This is a genomic window from Bradyrhizobium ingae (genome assembly GCF_055791185.1).
The window spans coordinates 165,161-189,395 of sequence record NZ_JBVUBB010000010.1 but is presented as its reverse complement, the minus strand read 5'-3'; the positions used below and the strand labels follow the sequence as shown (position 1 = coordinate 189,395).

Genomic DNA, 24,235 nt, shown 5'->3' with positions numbered 1-24,235 from the left:
TCCATGCCGCTCTTGGGTTAAGAGCTGGCACGATGGCTTTCAATGACATCGTTGAGCTGCCGATGCTGCATACAGGGATGGGTGACAAAGGCAGAGTTTGCATCGGCCGGACCCCGGTCAGTCCTGTGAACCGGCTAGGCGACCTTCGCGGCCGGCTCTTTTGCTGTCTTGATGCGCGTTACGCTGCTCTGACCATCGACGCTGACGGGTACCTCGCCAGCGACGGTGGCGCGACGAACGACCCGATGCTGATCGCCGTAATCGTTCACCGCGTAGTGTTGTGTGGCGCGATTGTCCCACATCGCCACATCACCTTCCTTCCAACTCCAGCGCACGGTGTTTTCGAGCGCAATGATATGAGACTGAAACAGATCAAACAGCTTCTGGCCGTCGTATTTCGGGATGCCAACAAAACGTTGCACCAGGGCGCCGAGGAGCAGCGTGCGTTCGCCGGTCTCGGGGTGGACGCGCACGACTGGATGTTCAGTCTGATAGATCGTTTTGGTGAAGACTTCGTCCAAGTGCTTCTTGTCGAGCTCGCTGGCGCGGGGCATTATTGCGTAGTCGAAGGCGTTGCTGTGAACGGCCCAGAGCTTGTCCGCAAGCCGTTGCAGCGGCGGTGCCAGGTCGAGGTAGGCTGTGACGGTGTTTGACCAGACCGTATCGCCACCGAACGGTGGCATCACAACGCCTCGCAGCACCGCGATCTTAGGGTAGCCATCGACGAAGGTCCCATCGGTGTGCCACAGGTCGGCCCGGCTGCCGGCGCGGACCGAATCAAGCTCGATAATCGACGCCGTCCCCTTAATGGCACCGAGCGTCGGATGACATGCCGGACTTCCGAAACGAAGAGCAAAGCGCTCCTGCTCGGCGTCGTCGAGATGACCCTGGTCGCGAAAGAAGATCACCTTGTTCTCGAGCAGCAGCTCGTTGATTGCGGCGATCGTCTGGTCCGGTAGATCGCCCGACAGCTTGATGTTTCGGATTTCCGCTCCGATGCGCGCGGCGCGTTTGACGATGTCGGCGCGAGGAATGACATTATCCGACAAGCCCGTTGCAATCATAGCGGCACTCTCCAAATTCGCGGCTTGTTCGCCAGACCAGCTGTTCGACTGCGATAGGGGCTGTCGAACGCCAAATTGCTGGACCGCATAGCGGGTTCCGTCAAACTCCACGGTGACGGCGACGAGCCACCCTCGTGCGCTCTTAACGGGGTCTGCGACAGGTGAGGTGTGGCCTATGTGACGATCTTTCATCCCATGATTGACCGATCTGCCGGTTCGATCAATTGCTAACATTGGTAGTTGACCGGGGCACAAAGGTTTAGACTTCGCTGGACGATCGATGCAGAAATTGCCGCTCAGTGCCGAACGAACAAGAAACTCATGGAACGACATGAGAACGCTTGAGATCGGAAGGACAGGGCTGCCAAGCCGATCGACAACAATGGCCGTCAGGGGCGCTGGTCAAAATTTGATTTTGCACCCCATCGTCAAGCTGTTCGTTTATGACCTCCATTGTTGAGGCCGTATTCGCGGCAGCATGCCGCAGAAAAGGTGGTCCTCCTTCGAGGTTGACGTACCGCCCCGGTTGCAGATAAATCGAAGGCGTCGAGGTTCTCCAGGTCTCGCTCGATCTGGAGCTAAGAGGGAAGCCGGTGCGCTCACGATCCGTTCAGGATTGAAGTAATGCCGGCGCTGCCCCCGCAACTGTAAGCGGCGAGTCCGCATCCATACGTGTCACTGAAGCAGATGCTTCGGGAAGGCCGGATGCAGACGATGACCCGCGAGCCAGGAGACCTGCCCCGACAACATAAACGTCCACGGGCGGGGTGTCCGGTGGTACGCCAAGCAGCAGGCGCTTTCGCGGCCCCTCCTGCCCGCGTCCGCCATGGCCTTTGCCCCCACCATAATGGGGTTAAAGCTATGTCTCTTCTCTCACTTCCTGTCGCAACTCTCGGCACGCCACGTATCGGGCCACGCCGCGATCTCAAATTGGCACTCGAAGGCTACTGGGCCGGCAAGATCAGCAGCCGGCAGCTTCTTGAAGCTGCGGCCGGTCTTCGTGTCGCCAACTGGGCGCGCCAGCACTCGCTTGGCGTCACCGTCATCCCCTCGAATGACTTTTCACTCTATGATCAGGTTCTCGATACGAGCGTCATGGTGGGCGCCATTCCCGAGGCGTATGGCTGGGAGGCAGGTCCGGTCCCGCTGAAGACCTATTTCGCCATGGCGCGCGGCTCTCAAGGCGGGGAGCATGAAGCAAGTAGCAGTCACCCCCATGACGCCGGCGGGTCCGCCGCGCAGGAGATGACCAAGTGGTTCGATACCAACTACCATTACATGGTGCCCGAATTCCATAAAGGTCAGACCTTCAGGCTCTCATCCCGAAAGCCGATCGAGGAATATGAGGAGGCGAAAGCCCTTGGCTATCAAACGCGTCCGGTTCTGGTAGGACCGGTCACCTTCCTGAAGCTCGGCAAGAGCGCTGATCTGGCGTTTGATCCGATCTCGCTGCTCGATAGTCTCCTGCCAGTCTATGTCGAGGTTCTCAAGGAGCTGGCGAAACGCGGAGCCGAGTGGGTTCAGCTTGACGAGCCGTGTCTGGTGCTTGATCTCGACGAGACCACGCGGAATGCGCTTCAGCGGGCTTATGGGTGTCTTGCCAAGGAAGTGCCTGACATCAAGATCATGCTGGCCACCTATTTCGGGGCGATCGGCGACAACCTGGCGACCGCTCTGGAGCTGCCTGTGGCCGGACTGCACGTCGATCTTATCCGCGCTCCCCAACAATTGAGCCAGATTGAATGCGGCGCCCGCGCGGACCTCGTGGTTTCGCTCGGCGTCATCGATGGCCGCAACGTGTGGCGTTCTGACCTATCGGCACTGATCGAGCGGTTCAAACCCGTCATTGCAAAGTTCGGCAGGGATCGCGTGCAGCTCGCGCCCTCCTGCTCGCTCCTGCATGTCCCAATCGATCTTGAGCTCGAGACCGATCTCGATCCGGACGTGAAGAGCTGGCTTGCCTTCTCGGTGCAGAAGATCGGCGAGCTCACGGTCCTTGCGAAGGCGCTCGCAGGCGAGGCGAGTGTCGCAGCCGCGCTGACCGCATCCGATCTTGTGGCGACGGCGCGCGAGACCTCCCCGAAAATCCACGACGCGATCGTTGCACAGAGAATGGCGGCGATCGACGACGCCATGCGCCGCCGCACCAGCGCCTTTGCCAACCGCGCAGAGGTCCAACGCAAGCGTTTTGGTCTGCCGGCCTTTCCGACGACGACGATCGGCTCGTTCCCGCAGACCGCCGACGTTCGCAACGCTCGCGCTGCTCATGCCAAGGGCAAACTGACGGACGCGCAATACGAGCAATTCCTCAAGGCGGAGACGGCCCGTACGGTGCAGTGGCAGGAAGACATCGGCCTCGACGTGCTTGTGCATGGCGAATTCGAGCGCAACGACATGGTGCAGTACTTCGGCGAGCAGCTCTCCGGCTTCGTGTTCACCCAACACGGCTGGGTGCAGTCCTACGGCTCGCGTTACGTCCGCCCGCCGGTTCTGTTCGGCGATGTCTCGCGACCGAAGCCCATGACTGTCGAATGGTGGCGCTACGCGCAATCGCTGACCAAGAAACCGATGAAAGCAATGCTCACCGGGCCGGTGACGATCCTGAACTGGTCATTCGTCCGCGATGACCTACCGCGCAGCGAGACCTGCCGCCAGATCGCGCTTGCGATCCGCGACGAGGTCGGCGACCTCGAAAAGGCCGGCGCGACCATGATCCAGATCGACGAGGCAGCGCTACGCGAAGGCTTGCCGCTGCGCCGATCCGACAGGAAGGCCTATCTCGACTGGGCAGTGGAAAGCTTCCACATCTGCTCCTGCGGCGTCGCAGATGCGACGCAGATCCACACCCACATGTGCTATTCGGAGTTCAACGCCATCATCGATGCAATCGCCGCGATGGACGCAGATGTCATCTCGATCGAGACGTCGCGTTCGAAGATGGAGCTGCTCGATGCGTTCACGGCCTTCAAATACCCGAACGACATCGGCCCCGGCGTCTATGACATCCACTCCCCGCGCGTTCCCGAAGCCACTGAGATCGGAGATCTCATCGCCTTGGCCCGCCAACGTCTGTCGGACTCGCAGCTCTGGATCAATCCTGATTGCGGCCTGAAGACCCGCAAATGGGAGGAGGTCCGTCCGGCGCTCGCCAACATGGTCGCGGCGGCGCGCGAACTTCGCAAGGCGTCTTGATGCAAGCGCGAGCTCGGTAGTTAGAGTTGCGTTCATTTGGCGGAATGCCGATCCGTTTCTGGATCAAATGCACTCGTTTCAATGGAGGAACTCCGACAACTCGCATTTCCGCTGAGTGAGCCGGTCGCGCCCGTTGCAGCCTCGCTGGGTCGCTTGGCAGCGAGATGCGCGGGCGCGGCCAATTGCATCTGCCAGGATCCCGGTGAGGACTGTTTCAGACGACGTGAGAAGCAGCAGCGATTTCCAATCGGTCGTTCAGCAGGCGCTACGCTGCGGCTTAACGATTGGTTGGAGCGGCCTCTACTCAGGCGGCCCGCTCAGAAAGGAAAGTCATCACCATACGTAACCACCGGTCTAAGGCTGCTGGCGATGCCGGTTGCAACAACCAGGATGAATGCCATTGCTATCATACCGATATCAAAGGATCCCGTCGCATCCTTAAGAACGCCAACCATGTACGGGCCGACGAAGGCGCCAAAGGCACCGATAGAATTGATGAATGCGATGCCTCCGGCAGCAGCAGCGCCGATAAGGAAACTCTGCGGCATCGTGTAGAGGATTGTCCGCGCGGAGATCGTGCCGATCAGAGCAAGCGTCATGCATGTGAGCGCCGACACGAGCGAGGTGAGCATCACCGAAACGACAAGTCCGGTCGCGCCAAGCATCAATGCGGCGATCAGGTTGTAGATCCTGTACCCCTTACGATCGACACGTCGCGCCCAGTACAACATGCCTATCGTGACAAAGAGATAGGGCACGGCCGAGAGCCAACCGACCTGCGTGTTGTTCAAGTTGTGGCTCTTTAGCATCAGGGGGAGCCAGACGCCGATCCCATAAGAACCGATCGTGAATGCGAAAGTGACGCTCGTCAACTTGAGTACGCGGACGTCCTTCATCGCGGCCCAGAGATCCTTCTTGACCTTCTTGACCTTCTTGACCTTCTTGACCTTCTTGACCTTCTTGTCCTTCTCCCTTGCGAGCTCGTTCAGCAACGCATCACGCTCGGTGGGCGTCAGCCACGAGGCCTTGTCCGGCGTGTCGGCAAGCAGGACGAGGCATAGAACCCCGAGCAGGCAGGCCGGTAGGCCTTCGATCAAAAACATCCACTGCCAGCCGGCCAGTCTCCACACCCCGTCCATTTGTAATAGCCAAGCCGAGACTGGATTGCCGATCAACGCGGACAGCGGTGTTGCAGCCATGAACCAGGCAAGAACGCCCGTTCGGGTTCGCGCCGGAAACCAAATTGAGATGTACCAAATGGCGCCGGGGAAGAAGCCTGCTTCAAACACACCCAGAAGGAAGCGGATCACGTAGAAACTGTATGGTCCAACGGCGAACGCCGTCGCCGCGGCTGCAAGGCCCCAGGTCACCATGATGCGGGCGAGCCAGCGGCGCGCGCCGAAACGATACATCATCATGTTGCTGGGAACTTCCAGCATGCAGTAACCAAAGAAGAGGATCCCCGCGCCCCAGCCGAATTGCGAGGCGCTCAAGCCAATGGCTTCGTTCATCTGCAGTGCAGCGATGCCGACGCTTGTCCGGTCAAGGTTGTTGAAGAGATAGGCAAGACCCAAAAGTGGCACCAGCCGCCGCGTGTTTTTGGCAACAGCGCTCGCGACCAGGTTAGAGCTCGCCTCATGGTTGGCATGACATTGGGCAGCAACGGAGACTACCACTCGTTCTGCTCCTACAACTTGACGCCGACGACACGTCCTTTTTCGAGGACCGAAGCTGCGCGGCGATACCAGGCTGAAACTCGAGGATCTTTGCCACCGGTGGCCGATCGCTCATTTTCAAAGATCAACAACACTTTGCACGATTGGCGCTCATGCTCAGGACCTGTCGAGAGCCGGTCATCGGATCAACGAGTCATCTTCCGATTGGGAATTGTCGATACCGGACTATTTGCGTGGCGCAAGCCCGAGCATCGTGCGCGCTTCCACTGCGGTGGCGGGCTCGTACCCGAGTTCTCGGATAATTCTTACTGTTCTCTCGACGAGCCGCACGTTAGTGGCAAGTATACCCGGTTCGAGGTACAGATTGTCTTCGAGTCCGACGCGAACGTGGCCGCCGGCGAGCACCGCATGGGTTGTCGCCGGCAACTGAGCTCGACCGACCCCGCTAACGCAAAACATCGCTCCTTTTGGAAGATTCCCGATGAGCATGTCGAGAATCTGCGGAGTGTACGGCAATCCCCCCTGGATTCCGCGATCGGCGCCAAGAACGAAATTGATCCAATAGGGCGGCTTGTCGAATCCTTTATTGATAAGACGTATCGGATCTTGGAGAAGATGAGAAAGAGAGAAACATTCCCATTCAGGCTTGACGCCCGTCTTTTGGAATCGTTTTGCCATGATGTTGCAGCGGGTGGGCGAGGTGTTAACGACAATCTCACGGCCACCAAAGCTGGCCAGAACGGTATGAGCGCCAAATGTCGCCATGTCAGCGCCGGCTTCGAAGCCTTTTAGACGCTGTTCGAATATAACCTCATCGAGCCCGGGCCCTATGGATCGCACCATATCTCCATCGATGCCCCCGCCCGTGCTGTTATTGATGATGATGCCGCACTTTGTCAGGATCCGGGAGTTGATGTCCTGGTAGATCTCCGAACTACAGGTCGCGCCATCGTCCTGCCTGCGCGCATGCAATGCCACAATAGATGCGCCCGCATCGTAGCACCTGTACACATCCTCGGCGATCTCGCTGGGCTGGGTCGGAAGGTGCGGGTTTTGAGCTTTTTTCACCACGCCTCCCGTTGGCGCAATCGTGACAATAACCTTGCGCTCAAAGTTCATACTTCGTCTCCTGACATAGACTGCTGAAGTCACTTATGGGCGGATCTGACCACTTCGCTCAAGAACGGCTTGACGCTAGACGTCCAGGCAAGTGACCTCTGCGGCAAGTCGAGGCCTCCAACACCTGGCGTTCATCCCGGTCGTTTGAGCCGTTCGGGCTCGTTGTTCCGGACGAGAACGGTGCCGTCGGCACCTTATGCAAGTGAGGTCGAGAACTTTGCGGGTCGAGAGCGGCGCTTCGGACGCGAGGCCCAACCGCTTGAGCGTCGGACGCCGCGAACTGCCTCAGCGTGCCTTCTGCCTTCAGTGCCATGGCGTTTGCGACGATCTGTGCTCTTGTGGCAAACAGCGCCGTCCAGCTCGTGCCAACAGGTTGGTGCCGACGACGGCGCGTTGCCGAAATCGGCTTGTTTCCGGTCATTTCAATTCCTCGATGGTTATATTTCGGCATACCCGATGCCGGTGAAATTTCCCTGAGACCAAAGGAGATTGCGTTTGTTCTTTCCATCGAGATCGGCGGAATAGATCGAACCGGCGAGGTCTGTGACGAACATCTGGTTGCCGGCAACGTCGAGCGCGATGCCGATACCCTCCATCAGGTGCGTGATCAGGATCTCAGGCTCCGTCCTTATGTCGACACGCGCGCGATTGACTGTGTTGCCACGCGGAGGATCACCGCGGTCGGTCCAATAGAGCACGCGGTTCGCCAGATCGAATTCAAGGTGAATCGGCTCCGGCAAGCCATTGAACAGCACCTCGATGTCGGAGCGGTTTGCCGGGTGTTCACCCCTGGGGATGTCAATGTCGGCGCGGAAGATTCGGCCCCGGCCGGCATTCTCAGGACCTTTTTGCGACCAGTAGATCTTGCGGCGCTCGGTGTCGATCGTGACGCCGATGCACCACCTGGTCGGGTCGCGCCGGTCCATGTCACCGCGGCCTGCCTCGATCAGCGTCTCTATCTCAGAGCCGTCGAGATTGCACCGCAAAACCTGCATCCCTTCGCGGTCACACCAGTAGAGCTTGCCGCCTTTCTGGTCGATCTGGATCTGCTTCGGTGTGAACGTGACGCCGGGCGGAACGATGACTTTGCGAGCGCTTCCATCGATATTTGCGCGCTCGATCGAACCATCGTTGATGGCGACACCGACCCCCATGTTGGTCCAATAGATGTGACTATTGTTGACATCGATGGCGATTCCGTCAGGAAGCTGACAATCGGCGACAATAACCTTTCTACCGGAACCATCCGGATTCATCGCTTGAATACGGTTGGTGCTTACTTCGAGAAAGAATAGTCGTCGACGGGTTGAGAAGTCCCGGTCGGGCGAGAGTTTCGTGTCGGTCGCATTAGCGTCGGTCATGCCATTCTCCCTCCCATGTGCTTGAGGCGAGATAGCGTCCGAAGCCGCATAGCGATGTGAATCCAGCTCTCACCGATAAGTGAGGTCGCGCTTTCGATTTATCAGTCGTTTGACACACTGAGAGCATCTCGCATCGGAATGCTCTACGGCGGATAATTCCGACGGCGGAGCCTCACGGTGGCGGTAGGACGTGGAGCAAGAGCTGGGCCAATTGCCAGACCATTAGGTCGCAAGGACATAGCTGGGATGGGATCTATCGCTGGTCATCGCGCAGGCGTGCCTGCCGTCAGAACGAGATGTCGTCGCCCGCTTCAAATCCTGCGAACACGAAATTGGCGCGAAAAGCTCTTTGGGGCAGTACGCATCGGATGCATTGTTCCAACTCCTGCAGTGCGATAAGCGGCGCGGAAGGCTCAGAGCAAGAGATTCAGGAGTAACCTTGTTACGGGTTTGGATCGCCCCCCCTATCCGATCAGGTGTCGATCCTGCATTAAACTCGCATTCAGTCTCCGGTCGAGGTCACGTCGACGACTATCCGCCCCTGGCATGCTGTGCCTTGTGCCTTTTCATAAGACTTCGGAAACAAAATCGGCGGCCGATCTACCAGGTTCACGACAGGTCGTTTGCATTTGCTAGTTTCCCTCGGAGACCATCGACGTCCCGATGATGCCTTCCAACGCCAATTGCGCGATCTCCGTGTCGGAAAGCCCGAGAAGTTCTGATAGGATCTCGGTGTTGTGCTCTCCGAGCGTTGGCGCCGCCGTGCGGATCGTAAAGGGCAGTGGGCCGTCGCGGATCGGTATTGAGGGCTGTGGGTGCAAGCCAATGAAGGCTCGTTCGATATCCTGTAGAAATGCGCGCGACCTGAGATGTGGGTCCTTGAGCAGGTCAGTTGGCTGTCGGGCCACGCCGGCTGCAATTCGTTCCGCCTGCAACTCTGACATGGCCTGATCCGCATCGCGGGTAATCGTCCAGGCTTCGATGGCCCTCTCTATTTCGTCTTCAATGCCGCGGCGAGCTTCTGCAGATCTCAGCGAGGCGTCTATCGCCCAGTCTGACCGTCCAATGAAAATGGCAAGCCTTTGCCACATGTTCTCGTCACTTGCGGCTACCATGACCCAGCTGTCCTCACCCGCGCAGCGGAAGCAGCCATGCGGCACGAACTGGGGATGTCGAGTACCGTACCTTGGCGGAGGCATACCGCCGATCGAGTGAACAGTGATCCACGGCGCCGCAAACGGCATCATGCATTCGATCTGGGCAAGGTCGATGAACTGTCCCAGCCCGGTATTGCGGGCGTGAAAGAGCGCGACCAGAACCGCAGCACAACCGTTCAACCCACCAACGGCATCCCCAAAGGCGACGTGGCTCATCACGGGTGGCCCATCGGCGCTTCCGACTACGTTCGGCATCCCAGAACCCTGCTCCAAGGTGGAGCCGTAGGCACGACAATCGCGATAGAGGCTTTTCGCGCCAAACGCTGACATGGACAACATGACAAGTCGAGGATTGAGCGTTCGGAGCACATCGTAGCCAAGCCCGAGTTTCGGCAGCACATCAACAGAATAATTGTCTACGACAACGTCGGCCCCCACCAAAAGACGCTTGGCAAGAGCAAGGCCTTGGCGCTGCGTGAGGTCAAGCGTGATGCCGCGTTTGTTGCGGTTCATGATGCAGAAGGCTTGCGCCCTTTCATACATCTGAGCGTCCACGTACGCGGGCCGCCGGTCAACACCGCGCCACCAATCCGGGTACTGGGTGGACTCGATCTTGATGACGTCCGCACCAAGATCAGCCAGGGTGCGCGTGCACAACGGGCCTGCCCAGCCCATCGTGAAGTCAATGACGCGAACCCCACGCAAGGGCTGTCGTCCGGCACCGATGCTCCTGGGCGTCCGCGACGCAGCCAAGGATCCCTGCTTTCGGCTTTCCGCGAAACTTTGCTGCTCGCCGAGCGCCGGAACCTTGCCTCCGCGGCGCGGCGGCGTCAATGTCAGCCGCTGCATCGACCCAGCGGTCCTGCCCTCTTCTTGGCCAAGGACGACAGGCACGATTGCGCCGCGCGCCCTTTTCTCGGTATCGAGGAGAAGATCAGACGTGTCGGGCACCGGCACGATCGGGATCTTGCGCTTCAGTCCCTCTGCAAACCACTCCTGCGCTGTCCGTGCCTTCAGCCTCGGCACGAACTGTCGTTCGATCCTCTCGATGTGCTTCAGACGCTCTTCGCCAAGGACCAGCGCCGGACTATCGCGCAGACCGGACAGGCCGAGCATGTCGCAGAATGCGCGCCACTGCGCCGGCGTGAATGTCGTCACGCCGAGCCAGCCTTTCTTGGTTTCGTAAATGCCGCCCGGGAAAACCGGCCAGAAGCGGTTAATACCAATCCGATGCACGACCTCGCCGCGCGCAAACGCCTCGAACATGAGATACTCGCTGATGGCGAGACTCGATTCGAAGATACTGACCGACCACGACGGCCCTGCTTCGCCCTCGATTTGCGCAACCGCCGAAGAAGCTACGGCGATGAACCCCCACAGGCCACCGAGGATACCAGTCTGGAAATCCGGTGCGTGCAATGGTGGCCCCTCGACCGGTCCAACCAGCTTGATGAGGCCGGCGAGCGCGCGGATCGTCGTATCGGTTGCGGCAAATCCTGCATAAGGACCCGCGCGGCCGAACCAGCTCGCCTGGAGGTAGATCAATCTGGATCGCCATTGGCGGATCGCAGCGACGTCAATGGACGGGCAATCCGCCGGATCAATGTCCCTGCCGTCGATTAGAATGTCGCAATTCTCGATCATTGCAGTCAGCCGCGCGACCGCATTCGGGGCAGCGGGATCGATGATCGTACTTGACTTATTAAAGTTCAGGAACGCGAACCAAGCGCTCTGGCCCATTGGAGTGAGCGGCGCGAAATAGCGAAGTGGATCGCCCGCCGGCGGCTCGATCTTCTGAACATCCGCACCGAAGTCGGCGAACAATCGCGCGCAATAGCTAGTTGCCGCCGCACTGCCAATCTCGACAACCCGCAGATCTGATAATACTCCCGTCACGGCTCCATTCTCCCAATCAAAAACATCGCCATCAACGGGGATTTCTCGAATCTCGCAATTGCTAGCGGCGGTTTCGGCTTAAGTGTGTAGCTAGTGCATGGTAAAGCCCTGCGCGGTTTCCCTTCGACATTCGATCCCAAGTACCAGGAATTGGTCTTGGCGATTAACATCTCGTTGGCAACATGATGCGCTACCCCATTGATCCTCCACCTCTTTGGTCGGTTCAATCACGTTCAAGTTCTTGCAACGGAGATAGCTGATGCATCCGGACATCCACTCGACCTGATGCTGCAGGCAGGTGGTCATGTTGCAAAGCCCAGCCGATGGAGCAAGCGGCACGCGGTCGTGAAGAGATTGGGATATCCGTGCACCTGCAAGCCCATAGTGGTCCGGATGTCTCTGCCCCACTCCTCCTTCAATGATCGTCCATCGCGACCGCGGATGTCGATGCGGATCAAAGCGCCCGTTCGCTCAATGAAGGACGAAATCCACAACTTCACAGAACCGTCGTTCCAGCAGTCTTCGATCACCTTGCGGCGCCGTTGCGGGGACAGATCGGCCCAGGCGTGCTCAACATCGTATTCGAAGCCCGTGAACGTATGCGGCAGCCGCTCGGCAAGCGCTTTGAACTTTGACTTGTAGGCTTCGACGTCTGCGGCTGCGTATTTGGGATTGTTCATAGGGATGATGTATTGCGGCGTGCGGACGAGCACCTTGAGATGGCCAACTTCTTGCGCAATCGTCTGGATCACTTGGATGCCCGTCGCTCCGATACCGACCACGTCCACACGCTTGCCAGCAAGATCGATCTGTTGCTGCGGCCATCGCGCCGTATGAAACACCTGGCCTTTGAATGTCTCCTGCCCGGGAAAGACACATGGGCGCCGAGAGGCGACGCCGGCACCGATGACAACGGCGTCGCATTTCGCTGTCGCATGCACGCCATTTCCACCATTGGCCCCGATCCTGGTCCGGTTCATTTCTCCTCCTGCGCGCTTTCGAGACCTGGCGAGGAGAACAGCAAGTATCGTACCAGTACCACCGGCTGCGATAGGCAAGCGCAAAGACAACGACCAGACGTCCGCGATTGATTGTAGGCATATCCAAACGTGCCCGCGGATATGAATTGTCGAGCCTTACGATTGTTGGTGAGAAGGAGTTAAGGGGGCTCGCATGAGTAGCTTGTGATTTTCGGAGCTTGGCCGCCACTTCTACAACATCGTGCGGGATGCAAGAGTTTGCGAAAGATCAACTACCAATACTAGCAATTGATCTAAATGACGCACGTGTGTCACTGATCGCTAGCTGAACGTCGGACTTGGCTAGCCAAAATTCAGCAATAGCTCATCCACAGTTACAAATCCTTCTAAGGACTTGCGGCAATGCAATCCTCTGCACTGACGTCACGCGCCCATATCTCTGAAGCCGCCTCTGGCTGCCCTCCCGATATCTCACAAATTATCAAGTGGCGCGACAGCTCGTATGCCGCGGATCTCTATATCGCCGCAGTCTCATGGCTTGATCTCTTTACTTACCTGGATGGTCACCCGGTAACCGAGGAGGAACTGCGACTCCATTTCTCTCTTCGGGAGCGGCCAACGCGGACCATGGTTCGACTCCTCGAATCGTGGGGCCTCATCTCCAACCAATCCGGCCGGCTGCACGCAACGGCCAGCGCCGTTCAGTATCTGAGTGGCAATTCCGCGGACAACATCGGCTCGTATGTTGCAACGATGAAGTATAAGCCTTCTGTCCGGGAACTTTATGAGATCCTGCGACAGGACGGTTCGGACACCTGGCACGTCGAGCGCGGCGTAACCAAGACCTGGGACGCATTGATGCAGACGGATGAGTTTGCCGATCTGAACACACGCGGCATGGAGGAACGCGGACGGATCTTTGCTCCGCACCTCGCGAAGCTGCTTGACTGCACGAACGATACTTCTTTGCTCGATGTAGGTGGTGGATCAGGCGTCTATTCTGCGCATTTGTTGATGCGCTATTCTTCACTCTCGGTAACGATCTTTGAGCGTCCGCCGGTTGATCAACTTGCAAGGAGCTGTCTCACTGACCGCAATTTATACCCGGGTCGTGCCCATGTCATAGCTGGAGACATGTTCGTCGACCCCCTGCCCCGGGATGCTAGCCTGCACCTCTATTCGCACGTCCTTCACAATTGGGGACCTGACAAGGTCCAACTGCTCCTGAGCAAGTCTTTCGACAGCATTACTTGCGGCGGTCGCATCGCAATTTACAGCTGCCACCCTGACGACCGCGGGGGCCACCCGTCTCCGGCTGCCGAGGCAGAATACTCCGTGCTGCTTACGACGGGGTATGAGGGCTGCTGTTACTCCTTCGAGGACATGCGGACCATGCTGGAGAGTACCGGCTTCCAGGAAGTCGACTACCACAAATCCATCTGCAATCGCAGCCTCATCGTCGCGAAAAAGTTCGCCTGACGCTTATGACTCTACCGCTTTGGGGAGAGACTTACTCCGCCGCTCCTCTCATCAATCGCGTGAGCACGACATGTCTATTCCGACCCGCGTTCTGTTGTCGAAGATCCGCGCGGCTGGGTACAGCATTTTTTCGGGGGTACCGTGTTCCATCTTTGGCGATCTATTTGACCAAGTGGCTGACTCTCCTGGATTCCTGACCGTGCCTGCGGCCAATGAAGGCAGCGCAATTGCGCTAGCTGCTGGCGCGGTTCTCTCAGGACAGCGAGGCGTCGTTGCGCTTCAAAACTCTGGGCTCGGCAATATCATCAACCCGCTGACATCTCTGTTGATGGTCAACAAAATTCCGCTCTTGCTCCTCGTGTCCGTTCGCGGCCACCCCGACGAATCTGTCGACGAGCCACAACACGCGATCATGGGTGCCAAGACAAGAACTCTCTTGAACGAGCTCTCCATTAAATGGTGTGACTTCGATGGGACCGAGTCCGGCTTGGATCACGCGCTCGCGCGCGGCAACGATGAATTTCATCGCGCTGCGCCGTTTGCATTGCTCTTTCGGCAAGGCCAGCTTTCCGACTGCAGCGCGGCTGAACCACAAGCTGATGCAATCCACTACGGGCTCAGTGTCGGGCAAGCCATAGAGTTGATTTGCCAGCAGCTCCAAAACGACACTCTCATTGTCTCTACGACCGGGTTCATCTCGCGTGAGCTGTTCCGTATCCAAGATCGTCCTCTGAATTTCTACATGCAGGGCTCCCTTGGCCATTGCAGCGCAGTCGCGGCAGGGCTCGCGCTGGCCTCGCCTGCCCGCCCCGTCCTGGCATTGGATGGAGACGGTGGCGTGCTCATGCACATGGGGATTCTATCGACTATTGGCTATGCCGGCCCCCAAAATCTCATGCATGTGGTGCTGGACAACGAAGGGTATGTTTCGACAGGCGGTCAGCTCTCGACATCACGAACGACGTCTCTTGAAGTTGTCGCGTCCGCCTGCGGGTATCGAACGGCTACCCGTTGTGAGCGAGCCGAGCATATCGCGACTATCATGCGGCAATGCTCTCAGCGTAAGGGGCCTCACTTCGTGGTTTGCAAAGTCAACCGCCTCCATCCCCCTCAGCTTCCCCGCGTCACGAGTCGATATTCTCCCCTACAGAACAAAACTATCTTTCAGCGCTGTGTCGGCATTCGCCGTAAAGAGCCCGCGACCACCGGCAAAAAGGGACGGGTGTCATAGTTCTATGGTCGGACGCATGCTGATTTTCATCGCTCTGTTTGGAGGGGGAACCGGGTTGTTATGGGCAACAAGCGACTTCGAAGCAACGCGAGACCTATCTCGGATCTTAAATAGGCGCAACCAATCGAGTTATGGCATGCACGATAACGATCAAGACTATCATCCAATGCTCATCGCGGGCGCGCCTGCCCACTCGGACGCGAGTATCGAAGTCCGCAATCCATTCACAGGAATGCTTCTTGGCAGCGTCCCGCAGGCCAGACCGGAGCATGCACGCCAAGCATTTGAGATAGCTGCGCGGACTCATCTTCGGCTCACGCGCCGCGAACGAACGGATATCCTCCTGGGGACGGCAAGCGCCGTTAGAAGAGATCAAGACCGGTTTGCTCGGCTAATCACGGCAGAAACCGGCCTCTGCCTGAAGGACTCCTTGCATGAAACCGGGCGTGCATGCGATGTCTGGTCATTTGCTGCCCACACCTTGATCCAGAGCGAGGGCGAGATTTATCCATCTGACATTGGCGTAACACCCCATGATCGGCGCATTTTTTCCATGCGCACACCGCTCGCCGGTGCGATCTCCGCTATCACGCCGTTTAACCATCCCCTCAATCTCGTCAGCCATAAACTCGCTCCCGCCATTGCGACGAACAACCGCGTGGTCCTGAAGCCGTCTGAGCGGGCGCCGTTGACTGCTCTGGCGCTTGGCAGGATTCTGTACGAGCAGGGCCTTCCGGAGGGTATGCTCTCGATCGTGACAGGGGCCCCCCACGGCTTGGGAGATGCGATGTTCACCGATCCCGATGCGGAGCTGGTGACATTTACCGGCTCCATTCGCGCTGGGCATCATATTGCGGAACGGGCCGGTTACCGGAAGCTCGTCTTGGAGCTCGGTGGAAACGATCCGATCATTGTGCTTGAAGATGCCGATGTCGATCGGGCGGCGCATCTGGCTGTTCAAGGAGCGATCAAGAATTCGGGTCAACGATGTACAGCCGTCAAGCGGGCACTCGTGGTTGACTCTATTGCCGACGAATTTGCCGAGCGGGCGCTCCATCACATGCGGAAGCTCTCGACCGGCGATCCGAGTGATCCATCGGTTGACATCGGTACCGTCATCAATCAAGAAGCGGCCGAACTGATTGCTCGGCGCGTTACCGATGCCGTCGATGCTGGTGCTACTCTATTGCTCGGCAACGTACCTGACGGCGCATTTTATCCGCCCACCCTGTTGGACCATGTCTCACCAACATCCGAGCTTGTTATTGAAGAAACATTCGGACCTGTGCTGCCGATCATCCGTTGTCCGAACGATGTTGATCAGATCATATCGATCGCCAACGCGACCAAGTTCGGACTTTCTGCCGGAGTCTGCTCCAACCGGCTCGATCATGTGACAAAGCTCATCGACGGTCTCGCCGTTGGCTGCGTCAACGTGTGGGAAGTTCCCGGATATCGCACCGAATTGACCCCATTCGGGGGAATCAAGCAGTCCGGACTCGGGCACAAGGAGGGCGTGCTGGAAGCGATGCGCAGCTTCACGCAGTTGAAGACCTACTCGCTTCCATGGCCGGTCTAGACCAAATGCTTTTTGGCTGGCGCCGAAGGCGGAGGAATCGCCCTATTGCATCCTTATCTTAAGGGACGGGCTGAACGTCGGAGTCCATCGCACGCCGGGTGGGGGCCCAAAGTCCTTAACGAACAGCGTGTGCAGACGCATTGCGCGCCGCTCAAGCCCCGGTCTCGGGCAACCCGCGGATCTGGAGCGACGATGCGCACCGGCTCACCCTGCTCGTCGATCGCGACCGCCTCGAAAGCCAGAGAATTCTCCAGCCGCCCCCTTTGGTAGCCTGTTGTGACGCTTACGAGCATCGGCATGAGCAAGAAGTCCGAAAAAAAAGGCGACACGAGGCACCATGTCAGCGTGCGTCCGCCGCCGAAGCGCTCGGGGTCCGCTAAGAAGACCCGAAAGGTTAGCAAGAAGAAATAGGGCCCGGCGCGCCCCCGGACGGCACCCACGCATCAACGAGCGCCGTGCCTTCCGAGCCCTGGATAAGGCGGCTACGATGTAAAGGTTAGGAACGCAGGCGCATCGGGTCGAACTCTAGCTCCACGGGTTAGCTCACCCGTCAATCGGACCGGGCCGCTTCGCGGCCCGGCTTCGTTCGTGGATGTTGTCAGCACATTGCCGGCCACTATCCGGGAATATAGACGCAACCGGGATCATCCGGCGGACAATCACATCCTCCGATCGTCTCAGCCAACCCCGACAATTGTGGCTTCGAATTCACAAAGTCCTTGATAGCTGTCAGGCTTTTCCGGCGCACCTTGACGAATTGCCCGGAAGACTCAAGGTGGTTGCTGAGGGCCTCTCCCAATCCAGCCTCGTGAATGGCACTCATGATTTTACCCAAGCCATGCAAGCCAAAGTCGACGTGAGTGCCACCCGCGCGCGCAGGCTTAGCAGCGGCGGCTTTCTTGCTGACTTTGCGTGCCTTCGGTGACCGTTTGGTTTTCTTAACTGTCGCCATGTAACCCTCCCTCTATGGTGTCGGTCTAAAGATTTTCAGTGCCAAGAATTGCTGAACCGCCCGCGCCGCACCTTGCTCGGCTCGTCCGCCTGAAGCGGTGATGAGCGAACCCTCGTAAATCGGGCCACGGACGGCTTCGAGCGTCTTTGCCTCGCCCTTGTCCAGATACAGTCCCACGGTCAGTTGATGGGTATCCTTGCGCGAAATCGTAACCGGAAAGCTCACGTCGGTGGTTTGGAACGCCGGCCCTTTTGGCGCGAAAACGATCTTGGGCGATGCGCCACCACCGATGGTCGTGGTGAATTGAAGTTGCTGAACCATGCTCGGCGGCCCCTTTTTCACCGTCGCCACGTCTTTGTTGAGCTGATCGAGATTCTCGAACAGGCTCATCAAAGTGAATTCTTTAATCAGCTTGGCGAGGCCAACCTTGCCCGCGATCGGGTAGACGAAATCCTCGGTTCGAACCAAATGGTTCGTGCAGTAGCTTTCACTGGTCTTTTGAACAAGGTTTCCGAAATTGTCCGTGATCGTAAATGACCACTCATTCTGCCTTTGCCGGTCAAAATTGCCGGTAAGGCCGAGGGTCACAAGTGACGTAATAGGTGTCGGCCTGATCAAATCCACGGCCGGATCTATGTTATTCGTCTCGAGGCCCGTCAAATCGTAATAGTAAGCAATGCCAGTGCTGTAGAGGAGCTTGGTCACAGTGCGCGCGAAGCCCGTTACCTGCGACGGGTCAAACGCTCTGATTGACTCGTGATCCAGGTCATAAGCTCGCTTCAGCTCGTTGCCTACTGCGAACGAGTAGTCGTCGAGCTTGTTTTTATTTATGTTGTTGTCCGGGCTAGCGAGATAGCCAAGCAATGCGTCAATGACCGCCTGCCGGGCCTCACAGCGAACCTGTCTCGCAATATTGGAGGCTGAAATGTGCGCGACGTCGTCCGTCACCGGGTGAATAGAGCATCCGCTCAAGAAGAGTAGTACGGCAACCAAGCATAAGCGATTGCCCCTTGTATGTAGGCCCATCCAAATCCCCCCACAATAAACAATTTGTATCAAGTAACCTGGCCGCCCCCTCGACGGCCCGCTTCGAATTGAGATCTAATAGTCCCCGATCGCAGATCCTTCTCCTTCGGGTCGCGCGGAAACATCAGCTGTGCCAAACCGCGCGCCTGATGCTGGGACCGAATGCGTGCGAGGGGATTAAACCCGTCTCTGGGAAAAATGATAGGTGGTCGGGTCCGACCCGTCATCGAGCGGCGCGATCCGGTCGACCGGCCCCACGTGCTTTGCCCGCCAGGCCGAGGTCGGTGGCAGAGCTCGCCCCTCGGATCGAGCACAACAACACTTCCGCGGTAGCGCAGCAGGTTCGGGATGATCGTCGTCACCGAATTCGGCGCCCGGGGTGGTAGCGACGGTCAGAAGGTGTCCTTCGCCGTCCCAGTGTACGAACCTTGCCGGTTTACGCGCGCCGCCATCCTGAAAGGTCCCGAGCAGAATGGACGAGGGGCTGTCGAAGTGGTCACGTCCTTTGAAGAAGCGTCCTACGTCAGCAGCGTCCGGCCAGGTAGCCGACCCATGCAGCGGCGGTGGCTGGATCAGGAGCCTCTCGCGCTCTGCAGTCTCGTCCCGATCAAGGGTGGCCTGATGGCTGCGGCCGGAGGTGATCGCAGCGGCGACCGCTTCGGCAGTCTTGACGTCGTATTTCTGCGCAACGCGCTGGCGAAACCGCTCCGCCTTGACATGGCGAGCGAGCTTCCAGCCCAAACTGCCAGCCAAGCGGAAGATGCTCAGCTCCCTCGAGAAGTTGAACAAACTACTCAACACTACGCCCACAACCCTGAGCTGAGCCTACCCCTATCAATCTGGTCAAACAACCAGCAGTGTGCCAGCATTTTGCAGGTTTCCTGCAAGAACGGCTCACTTACGCATCGCCGCCAACAAGTACGCATCGTATTTCTGGAAGTGGGGACGATGCGTTCCGCTGGTTTGCGGCTAACGCGCGCCGCGTTGGGGAAAACGGACAAGTGCCAGGCCCCCTGGACGCCGGCGCGTCCCGAGAGGGGGCGCGCTTCAACCGTGCTGAGTGACGCGTCCGTGGCCATCTACCACTTGCGCGTCAAGAACGTCAGCCGGAGAGACGGCCGGTCGGCTGTCGCCGCCGCAGCCTACCGGGCGGGCGAGACCCTGGCGACTGAGACCGAAGGACAGCACCTTCGGCGGCCGGCAAGACGCCTCTTTCATCGAGATCGGATCGCCGGCGGGCGCGCCGGCCTGGATGACAGACCCGGGCCCGCGCCGAATCTGCTTTCGGACGCTGCGATGTTAGACGCGGCAGCCGATCAGGCAATGCAAGCTTGCGGCGGTGACGCCCGCGAGGCTGTGAAGAAGCGAGCCGAAGGCTCGTTGAGACAGAAGGCTCGCAGCCTTGGAGTTGGACTGGGCCATCAGCGTTAAACGAAAAGGCCCCGGCGTGCTCCTCGCCGGGACCTTCTACGCATTTGCGCCATTTCCCGCCCACACCAGTCGGCTCGCGCCCAAGGTGTTGGCGATCGAGCGTCGGCGACGTAACAGGCGCAAGCGAACTCGCATTTTCTAGGGCGGATCGGCTCCGTGCACGATCATCATCGCCCGCCTCACGAGCTCGGTACCATCAGGGCATCTACAAAAAACGCAGTCTCCGCTCACAGCGTTGAGGCCGCTGCCACGATTTCGCCTCTGGGCGATCGGCTAATCCATCAGTGCAGCGATTCGCGTGAGGCGTTGGGATGCCCGACTTGACGCTCTGGAACAAGCTAACTCGCAGGGAGCAGAGAATTGTCATCAAGCTGTTCGGCGGGGGTTCCACGCATGGTGACAGCCTAATCGAGACGGTCAACCTTATGCGGCTGGGTCTGGTCACTGAGAACGGTTTAACCTCGGCCGGCCTTGAGATCTTCGTCGCTGCTTTCAAAGCGCAACGTGACGCGCGTCAGCGGGAGTTGCTGGTGTAAATTGCGCGGCGCTACCAGAACGGCAAGCCGGCTGTGGCCAAATCATAGGCAGACTCGACGTTCCAACCCTCGGCCTCGACGAGCCAGCGCGCCAGAAAGTCCGCGCCAAGATCGCGCCCGCCTTGACGTGCGAGAACGAGAAAGTGCATCCACCGCTTGCGGTCTGCTGGATGTGTCTTTCCTGTCGATTTCTTCTTGCTGCACCGGAAGCTGCGAAATGAGATAGCAAAAGCTGGATTAAAGTGCCGGAGCGGCCAGCCCGTTTCCTTATACAATTCCTCAACCCCGATAGTTTCCTTCTTTGAGGGCCATGTCGACGAGGGTCACGACATCAGCAGCGGGATCGGTCTTCAAGGCATAGGGGTCGAACGTAGTGTAGAGGCCGGCATTGCTTTCATGCTCGGCAGCTGCTTTGCTATAAACGGGATCGTGTTGATGAAATCACCGTTGATAGCTCGGCTAGGGCAAAACCCAATTCATCAATCGGCGCATCTGGAAACGCGGCGATCAACTCATTCTCGGGTATGAAATCGCTATAGCCGTGGGTCGACTCCTTAGCGATCCATAGCCCAATGTTGACCGCGAGCCGTCCCAACTCGCCAATCTTCATGGCAGTAGGCTCCCTTGCACGCGGCGCCACGGCCGGTTGGTCGTCGGATTCTCGACGGGCGGTGGTGAGCCGTTCGCCAGCCACGCGTCTATGCCATTTACGACCATCTGGCCGATTTCCGCAAATTGCAGGATGTCAGCACCGACAAGTGGCACGGTCTCGCCCAGGCGAGCATCAGCGGCGCGCTCAGCGAAAGCTGCATCCGCGACGCCAAGATTATGCCCGATGACATGGCGCATCTGGATATTCAGCGTCAAAACCGCAAGCGCTTCCGGTGAAAGCGCCACATGCCCTAACGGAGGCACCGCCCGTGCCACGTTGACCGCAGGTTCCGTGCCACACTTCCAACGCTGTCATTCCGCGCCTTCGCCGTGCCGCTGCCGCGCATGCTCCGCACTGGCACTGCTCTTGCTGATGAAACGGCAAACCGACCAGTAGCATTGAAAGGTGTGCCGCAATGAGATCCATGGTGTTTCAAAAAAGTGCGGCTGCCATTGCTGTCAGGTACGTACCTCCGTTCTTACGGGGCCGTCTGCTGACACGGCGAAAAACCCTCCGGTTGCGCCGAAAGCTGCCGTCCTGGACGGGCCTTGCGCTACTGGTGCTTGTCGCGGACGTCCTGATGGCAGTGTTCGCCTGGGTCACCGTAGGCTTCGTCCTGAACTGAGATGTCCCCCTTATGCAGGTGGAGCGCTGCTGCCAGCAGGTAGGCGATCTGGCTGACGACCAGGCATCCGGTGACGACGGACACCCCAGCGAAGAAGCCAAAGTCGGAGGCCTGAAGAATGATCGCGGCGAGGATCGCGATCGCCGGAGACACTACCACCATAGCCCAGACCCGAAAGAACAGGCCCGTCGCCAGTCCGATGATTGCGCTCCCTAGCAGGACTAGGATAATCGTCACATTTCACTTCCAGTTTGAGTGCGAGCCGCACTGCAATCCATCATCTGGATCGCTCTAACAAGAATGGCGTTCCGCCGCGCCGACAAGGCGGAGTTAGTGTTAACCTGGACAATGTCCTTCAAATTGATCCGGGCCAGACCTGTTTCTGAGGGGCTAGCCTCGAAACACCTCGATCGGCCTTACCGCGGCGGACTGCAAAAGCACTGGATAAAGCCAAAGAACTGTTGCCATCCTGCAATGGCGCGTGAGCTATGCCGTTTTCATCTGCGTTGTCTTTCCACAACGTTCGGAGGCTCGCGGCTATGAAATCTTGTCTGAACCACAAGTTCTGGCGGTGACCACCGAACGCGCCTTTGCCCCCCCGGAAGCCGCTGCCCGCAAGCTGGTCGAAAATGTCAATCGGTTTTCGGTGTCAGGCACCGTGCTGCTGGGCTTGCTGGCCGCCAGGCACTTATTGCTTGGTCAAGGCGCAAAAACGCAACGAGCGCGTCGCTTTAAGTGAACGCAAAGGCGAGCAGGCTCGAGCAGAGCATCACCAGACCGACCGCGGTCAGAGTCAGGAAGCTGTCGGACACAAGGTCACGATTGCGCATGAAACACCCACGATTGCTCCGTAGGAGCGAGGGCAGCAGTCCCGCCTTGGCCCGACGAGAAAACAGTCGGTCACCGCCTCAAGCGCCTTCCGCCGCCAGCGCTCGTACTTAGGTCTCGGGAATGGGACATCGGCTAGAGGGATGCGAAGATCGTCCTGCCCACACATCACCTCTATTGGCCTTGGCAACATTAGACCTGCCCTTGCGGTCCGTATCGTGCGTTTCTTGCGGTGAACGCGCAGCATTGCTTCGTTCTATCGGACATGGCGCGGGAAAGCGGCCAGATGTCGCGCAACCACGATTGGCACAAGCAGCGTCATCCTACCCATCTGATCGAGAGAGAAAGTCGTCAGCGTAGGCAGCCGTAACTTGCGACGCGTTCGTGATCTTTTCGTAGAGCACGGTCGATCTCATACCGCCCTACCCTCTAATTCAGGGGCGCGCACAAGCTGCCATCATGGCCGGGTAGCTGAATTCGGCGATCGCTTAAAAATAGGTCAGTACGCAAAGCACAGAACTGTGCCCCCGCGTTTGCGGTGACAAAGGATACGGGGTCGGCCCAGCTCTCGGCCCCCTTAGCCACCGCTAGATAATGAGTTCGGCCACCCCAGCCGCGCCGGACGTGGCGAACTACGAGAATTTATCTTTTCTCAAATGTTTGCCGCGACCTTCCAGCACTGGTGGCAACGTTAGAGCCAGTCCCGCGGGGTATCTGAGCTCGTATCTCTCGAAGCTATTCGCGGGGGATCTGGCGGCTTTCGGCGGCCCGGCGACCGATGAAGCGGTCGCAGGGACATTCGCGCGGAGCAGATCTCCCTCGTACTTGGTTATTCCCTCGGCATAATGCTGGCCAACGCCTGCAATGCGACCGTGCTTGCGATTGCTCTCTGGCACTCGCCCAACAGAAACTATGCCCTGATCTGGGCAACTGCCGTGGTTTGCGGCGCGTTATCGTGCAAGCAATCGTGCAGGCCCTGGCGCAGGCCAGAGTTGCCCCTGGCCGTCTTGAAATCGAAATAACGGAGTCGATGCTGATTTCAAAGTACGGGCCGGCATCATCGATCCTGAATTCACTCCTGCAATTGGGGGGGGGCGGACGGTTGCGCTTGACGATTTCGGAACGGCATTTTTGTCACTGACCTATTTGCTAAAATTGCCTTATACCCGCATCAAGATCGATCAGTCCTTTATACGCGAAATGCTGACACGGCCGGATAGCGCGGCTGTCGTAAAGTCAATGATCACGCTGGCGCAGGATCTACACATTGGCGTGGTCGCGGAAGGCGTCGAGACCACCGAGCAGCTCGGGTATTTGCGGCAAACCAGCTGTGATGAAGTCCAAGGATATCTCATCGGTCGGCCGGTATCAGCGGACCGCATCTTCGCCCTGCTCGATCAAAATAAGCAATGGTCGACGCCTGCCGCTTGAAACGCCTTAGGCAAACCGAG

General features: G+C 58.4%; 18 protein-coding genes, 2 pseudogenes and 1 riboswitch. Of the genes and pseudogenes, 9 read left to right on the top strand and 11 right to left on the bottom strand.

All coding sequences use genetic code 11. From position 1 onward, the window contains the following. Positions 1-134: 134 nt before the first annotated feature. Positions 135-1,064 carry a TauD/TfdA dioxygenase family protein gene (locus tag ACV1FX_RS17720; protein ID WP_473118820.1) on the bottom strand — a complete coding sequence of 310 codons (930 nt, stop codon included), beginning with the start codon at positions 1,062-1,064 and terminating at the stop codon, positions 135-137. Positions 1,065-1,596: 532 nt separating this feature from the next. Further along, positions 1,597-1,821, top strand: a riboswitch (cobalamin riboswitch). 104 nt (positions 1,822-1,925) lie between these two features. Here ACV1FX_RS17720 and metE point away from each other — a divergent pair. Beyond that, complete coding sequence (gene metE, locus ACV1FX_RS17715) at positions 1,926-4,256, top strand: 5-methyltetrahydropteroyltriglutamate--homocysteine S-methyltransferase (protein ID WP_473118819.1); 2,331 nt, start codon at positions 1,926-1,928, stop codon at positions 4,254-4,256. Between the two features lie 317 nt (positions 4,257-4,573). Here the strand turns inward: metE and ACV1FX_RS17710 are convergent, their stop codons facing one another. The 5 genes and pseudogenes from ACV1FX_RS17710 to ACV1FX_RS17690 form a co-directional block, all read right to left on the bottom strand. Next, complete coding sequence (locus ACV1FX_RS17710; protein WP_473118818.1) at positions 4,574-5,932, bottom strand: MFS transporter; 1,359 nt, start codon at positions 5,930-5,932, stop codon at positions 4,574-4,576. A 225-nt stretch (positions 5,933-6,157) separates the two neighbouring features. Then, a complete protein-coding gene (locus ACV1FX_RS17705; RefSeq protein WP_473118817.1) occupies positions 6,158-7,051 on the bottom strand; it encodes a beta-keto acid cleavage family enzyme in 894 nt (297 codons plus the stop codon). 437 nt (positions 7,052-7,488) lie between these two features. Continuing rightward, positions 7,489-8,412, bottom strand: a complete 924-nt coding sequence (locus ACV1FX_RS17700) for a 3-hydroxyacyl-CoA dehydrogenase (protein ID WP_473118816.1) — start codon at positions 8,410-8,412, stop codon at positions 7,489-7,491. Between the two features lie 632 nt (positions 8,413-9,044). Next, positions 9,045-11,465 (bottom strand): CaiB/BaiF CoA-transferase family protein, encoded by a 2,421-nt coding sequence (locus ACV1FX_RS17695; RefSeq protein WP_473118815.1) that lies wholly within the window; start codon positions 11,463-11,465, stop codon positions 9,045-9,047. Positions 11,466-11,566: 101 nt separating this feature from the next. Further along, positions 11,567-12,445 (bottom strand): annotated as a pseudogene (locus ACV1FX_RS17690) (SidA/IucD/PvdA family monooxygenase); the annotation flags it as partial. A gap of 402 nt (positions 12,446-12,847) precedes the next feature. On the opposite strand from ACV1FX_RS17690, the gene ACV1FX_RS17685 reads away from it, so the two are divergent. The 3 genes from ACV1FX_RS17685 (at position 12,848) to phnY (ending at position 16,734) form a co-directional block, all read left to right on the top strand. Next, positions 12,848-13,924, top strand: a complete 1,077-nt coding sequence (locus ACV1FX_RS17685; protein WP_473118814.1) for a methyltransferase — start codon at positions 12,848-12,850, stop codon at positions 13,922-13,924. A 70-nt stretch (positions 13,925-13,994) separates the two neighbouring features. Continuing rightward, positions 13,995-15,155: a phosphonopyruvate decarboxylase gene (aepY, locus tag ACV1FX_RS17680; protein WP_473118813.1), complete on the top strand. Its 1,161-nt coding sequence runs from the start codon at positions 13,995-13,997 to the stop codon at positions 15,153-15,155. A gap of 136 nt (positions 15,156-15,291) precedes the next feature. Further along, the gene (gene phnY, locus ACV1FX_RS17675) at positions 15,292-16,734 is read left to right on the top strand and encodes a phosphonoacetaldehyde dehydrogenase (protein WP_473118842.1); all 1,443 of its coding nucleotides are present in this window, start codon (positions 15,292-15,294) and stop codon (positions 16,732-16,734) included. Positions 16,735-17,350: 616 nt separating this feature from the next. Here phnY and ACV1FX_RS17670 read toward each other — a convergent pair. The 3 genes from ACV1FX_RS17670 to ACV1FX_RS17660 form a co-directional block, all read right to left on the bottom strand. Continuing rightward, on the bottom strand, positions 17,351-17,686 hold the full coding sequence (locus ACV1FX_RS17670) for a hypothetical protein (RefSeq protein ID WP_473118812.1): 336 nt from the start codon (positions 17,684-17,686) through the stop codon (positions 17,351-17,353). Positions 17,687-17,698: 12 nt separating this feature from the next. Further along, complete coding sequence (locus tag ACV1FX_RS17665) at positions 17,699-18,634, bottom strand: hypothetical protein (protein WP_473118811.1); 936 nt, start codon at positions 18,632-18,634, stop codon at positions 17,699-17,701. A 107-nt stretch (positions 18,635-18,741) separates the two neighbouring features. Beyond that, positions 18,742-19,074, bottom strand: coding sequence for a hypothetical protein (locus tag ACV1FX_RS17660; protein ID WP_473118810.1), 333 nt, complete (start codon positions 19,072-19,074; stop codon positions 18,742-18,744). Between ACV1FX_RS17660 and ACV1FX_RS17655 the strand changes: the two genes are divergently transcribed. Together ACV1FX_RS17655 and ACV1FX_RS17650 are read left to right on the top strand one after the other, a co-directional pair. Then, positions 19,061-20,143 carry a hypothetical protein gene (locus tag ACV1FX_RS17655; protein WP_473118809.1) on the top strand — a complete coding sequence of 361 codons (1,083 nt, stop codon included), beginning with the start codon at positions 19,061-19,063 and terminating at the stop codon, positions 20,141-20,143. The two genes, ACV1FX_RS17660 and ACV1FX_RS17655, sit on opposite strands and share 14 nt — an antisense overlap. 320 nt (positions 20,144-20,463) lie before the next feature. Then, the gene (locus ACV1FX_RS17650) at positions 20,464-20,679 is read left to right on the top strand and encodes a hypothetical protein (protein ID WP_473118808.1); all 216 of its coding nucleotides are present in this window, start codon (positions 20,464-20,466) and stop codon (positions 20,677-20,679) included. A 415-nt stretch (positions 20,680-21,094) separates the two neighbouring features. On the opposite strand, the gene ACV1FX_RS17645 is transcribed toward ACV1FX_RS17650, so the two are convergent. Continuing rightward, positions 21,095-21,289 (bottom strand): hypothetical protein, encoded by a 195-nt coding sequence (locus tag ACV1FX_RS17645; RefSeq protein WP_473118807.1) that lies wholly within the window; start codon positions 21,287-21,289, stop codon positions 21,095-21,097. A 125-nt stretch (positions 21,290-21,414) separates the two neighbouring features. Between ACV1FX_RS17645 and ACV1FX_RS17640 the strand changes: the two genes are divergently transcribed. Then, positions 21,415-21,567, top strand: coding sequence for a hypothetical protein (locus ACV1FX_RS17640; protein WP_473118806.1), 153 nt, complete (start codon positions 21,415-21,417; stop codon positions 21,565-21,567). 317 nt (positions 21,568-21,884) lie between these two features. Here ACV1FX_RS17640 and ACV1FX_RS17635 read toward each other — a convergent pair whose 3' ends face one another. Next, positions 21,885-22,193, bottom strand: a complete 309-nt coding sequence (locus tag ACV1FX_RS17635; RefSeq protein ID WP_473118805.1) for a hypothetical protein — start codon at positions 22,191-22,193, stop codon at positions 21,885-21,887. Positions 22,194-22,437: 244 nt separating this feature from the next. Here ACV1FX_RS17635 and ACV1FX_RS17630 point away from each other — a divergent pair, with 244 nt between their 5' ends. Beyond that, the gene (locus tag ACV1FX_RS17630) at positions 22,438-22,695 is read left to right on the top strand and encodes a hypothetical protein (protein WP_473118804.1); all 258 of its coding nucleotides are present in this window, start codon (positions 22,438-22,440) and stop codon (positions 22,693-22,695) included. Between the two features lie 1,041 nt (positions 22,696-23,736). Then, positions 23,737-24,215, top strand: a pseudogene (locus ACV1FX_RS17625) (EAL domain-containing protein); the annotation flags it as partial. Positions 24,216-24,235: the final 20 nt, after the last annotated feature.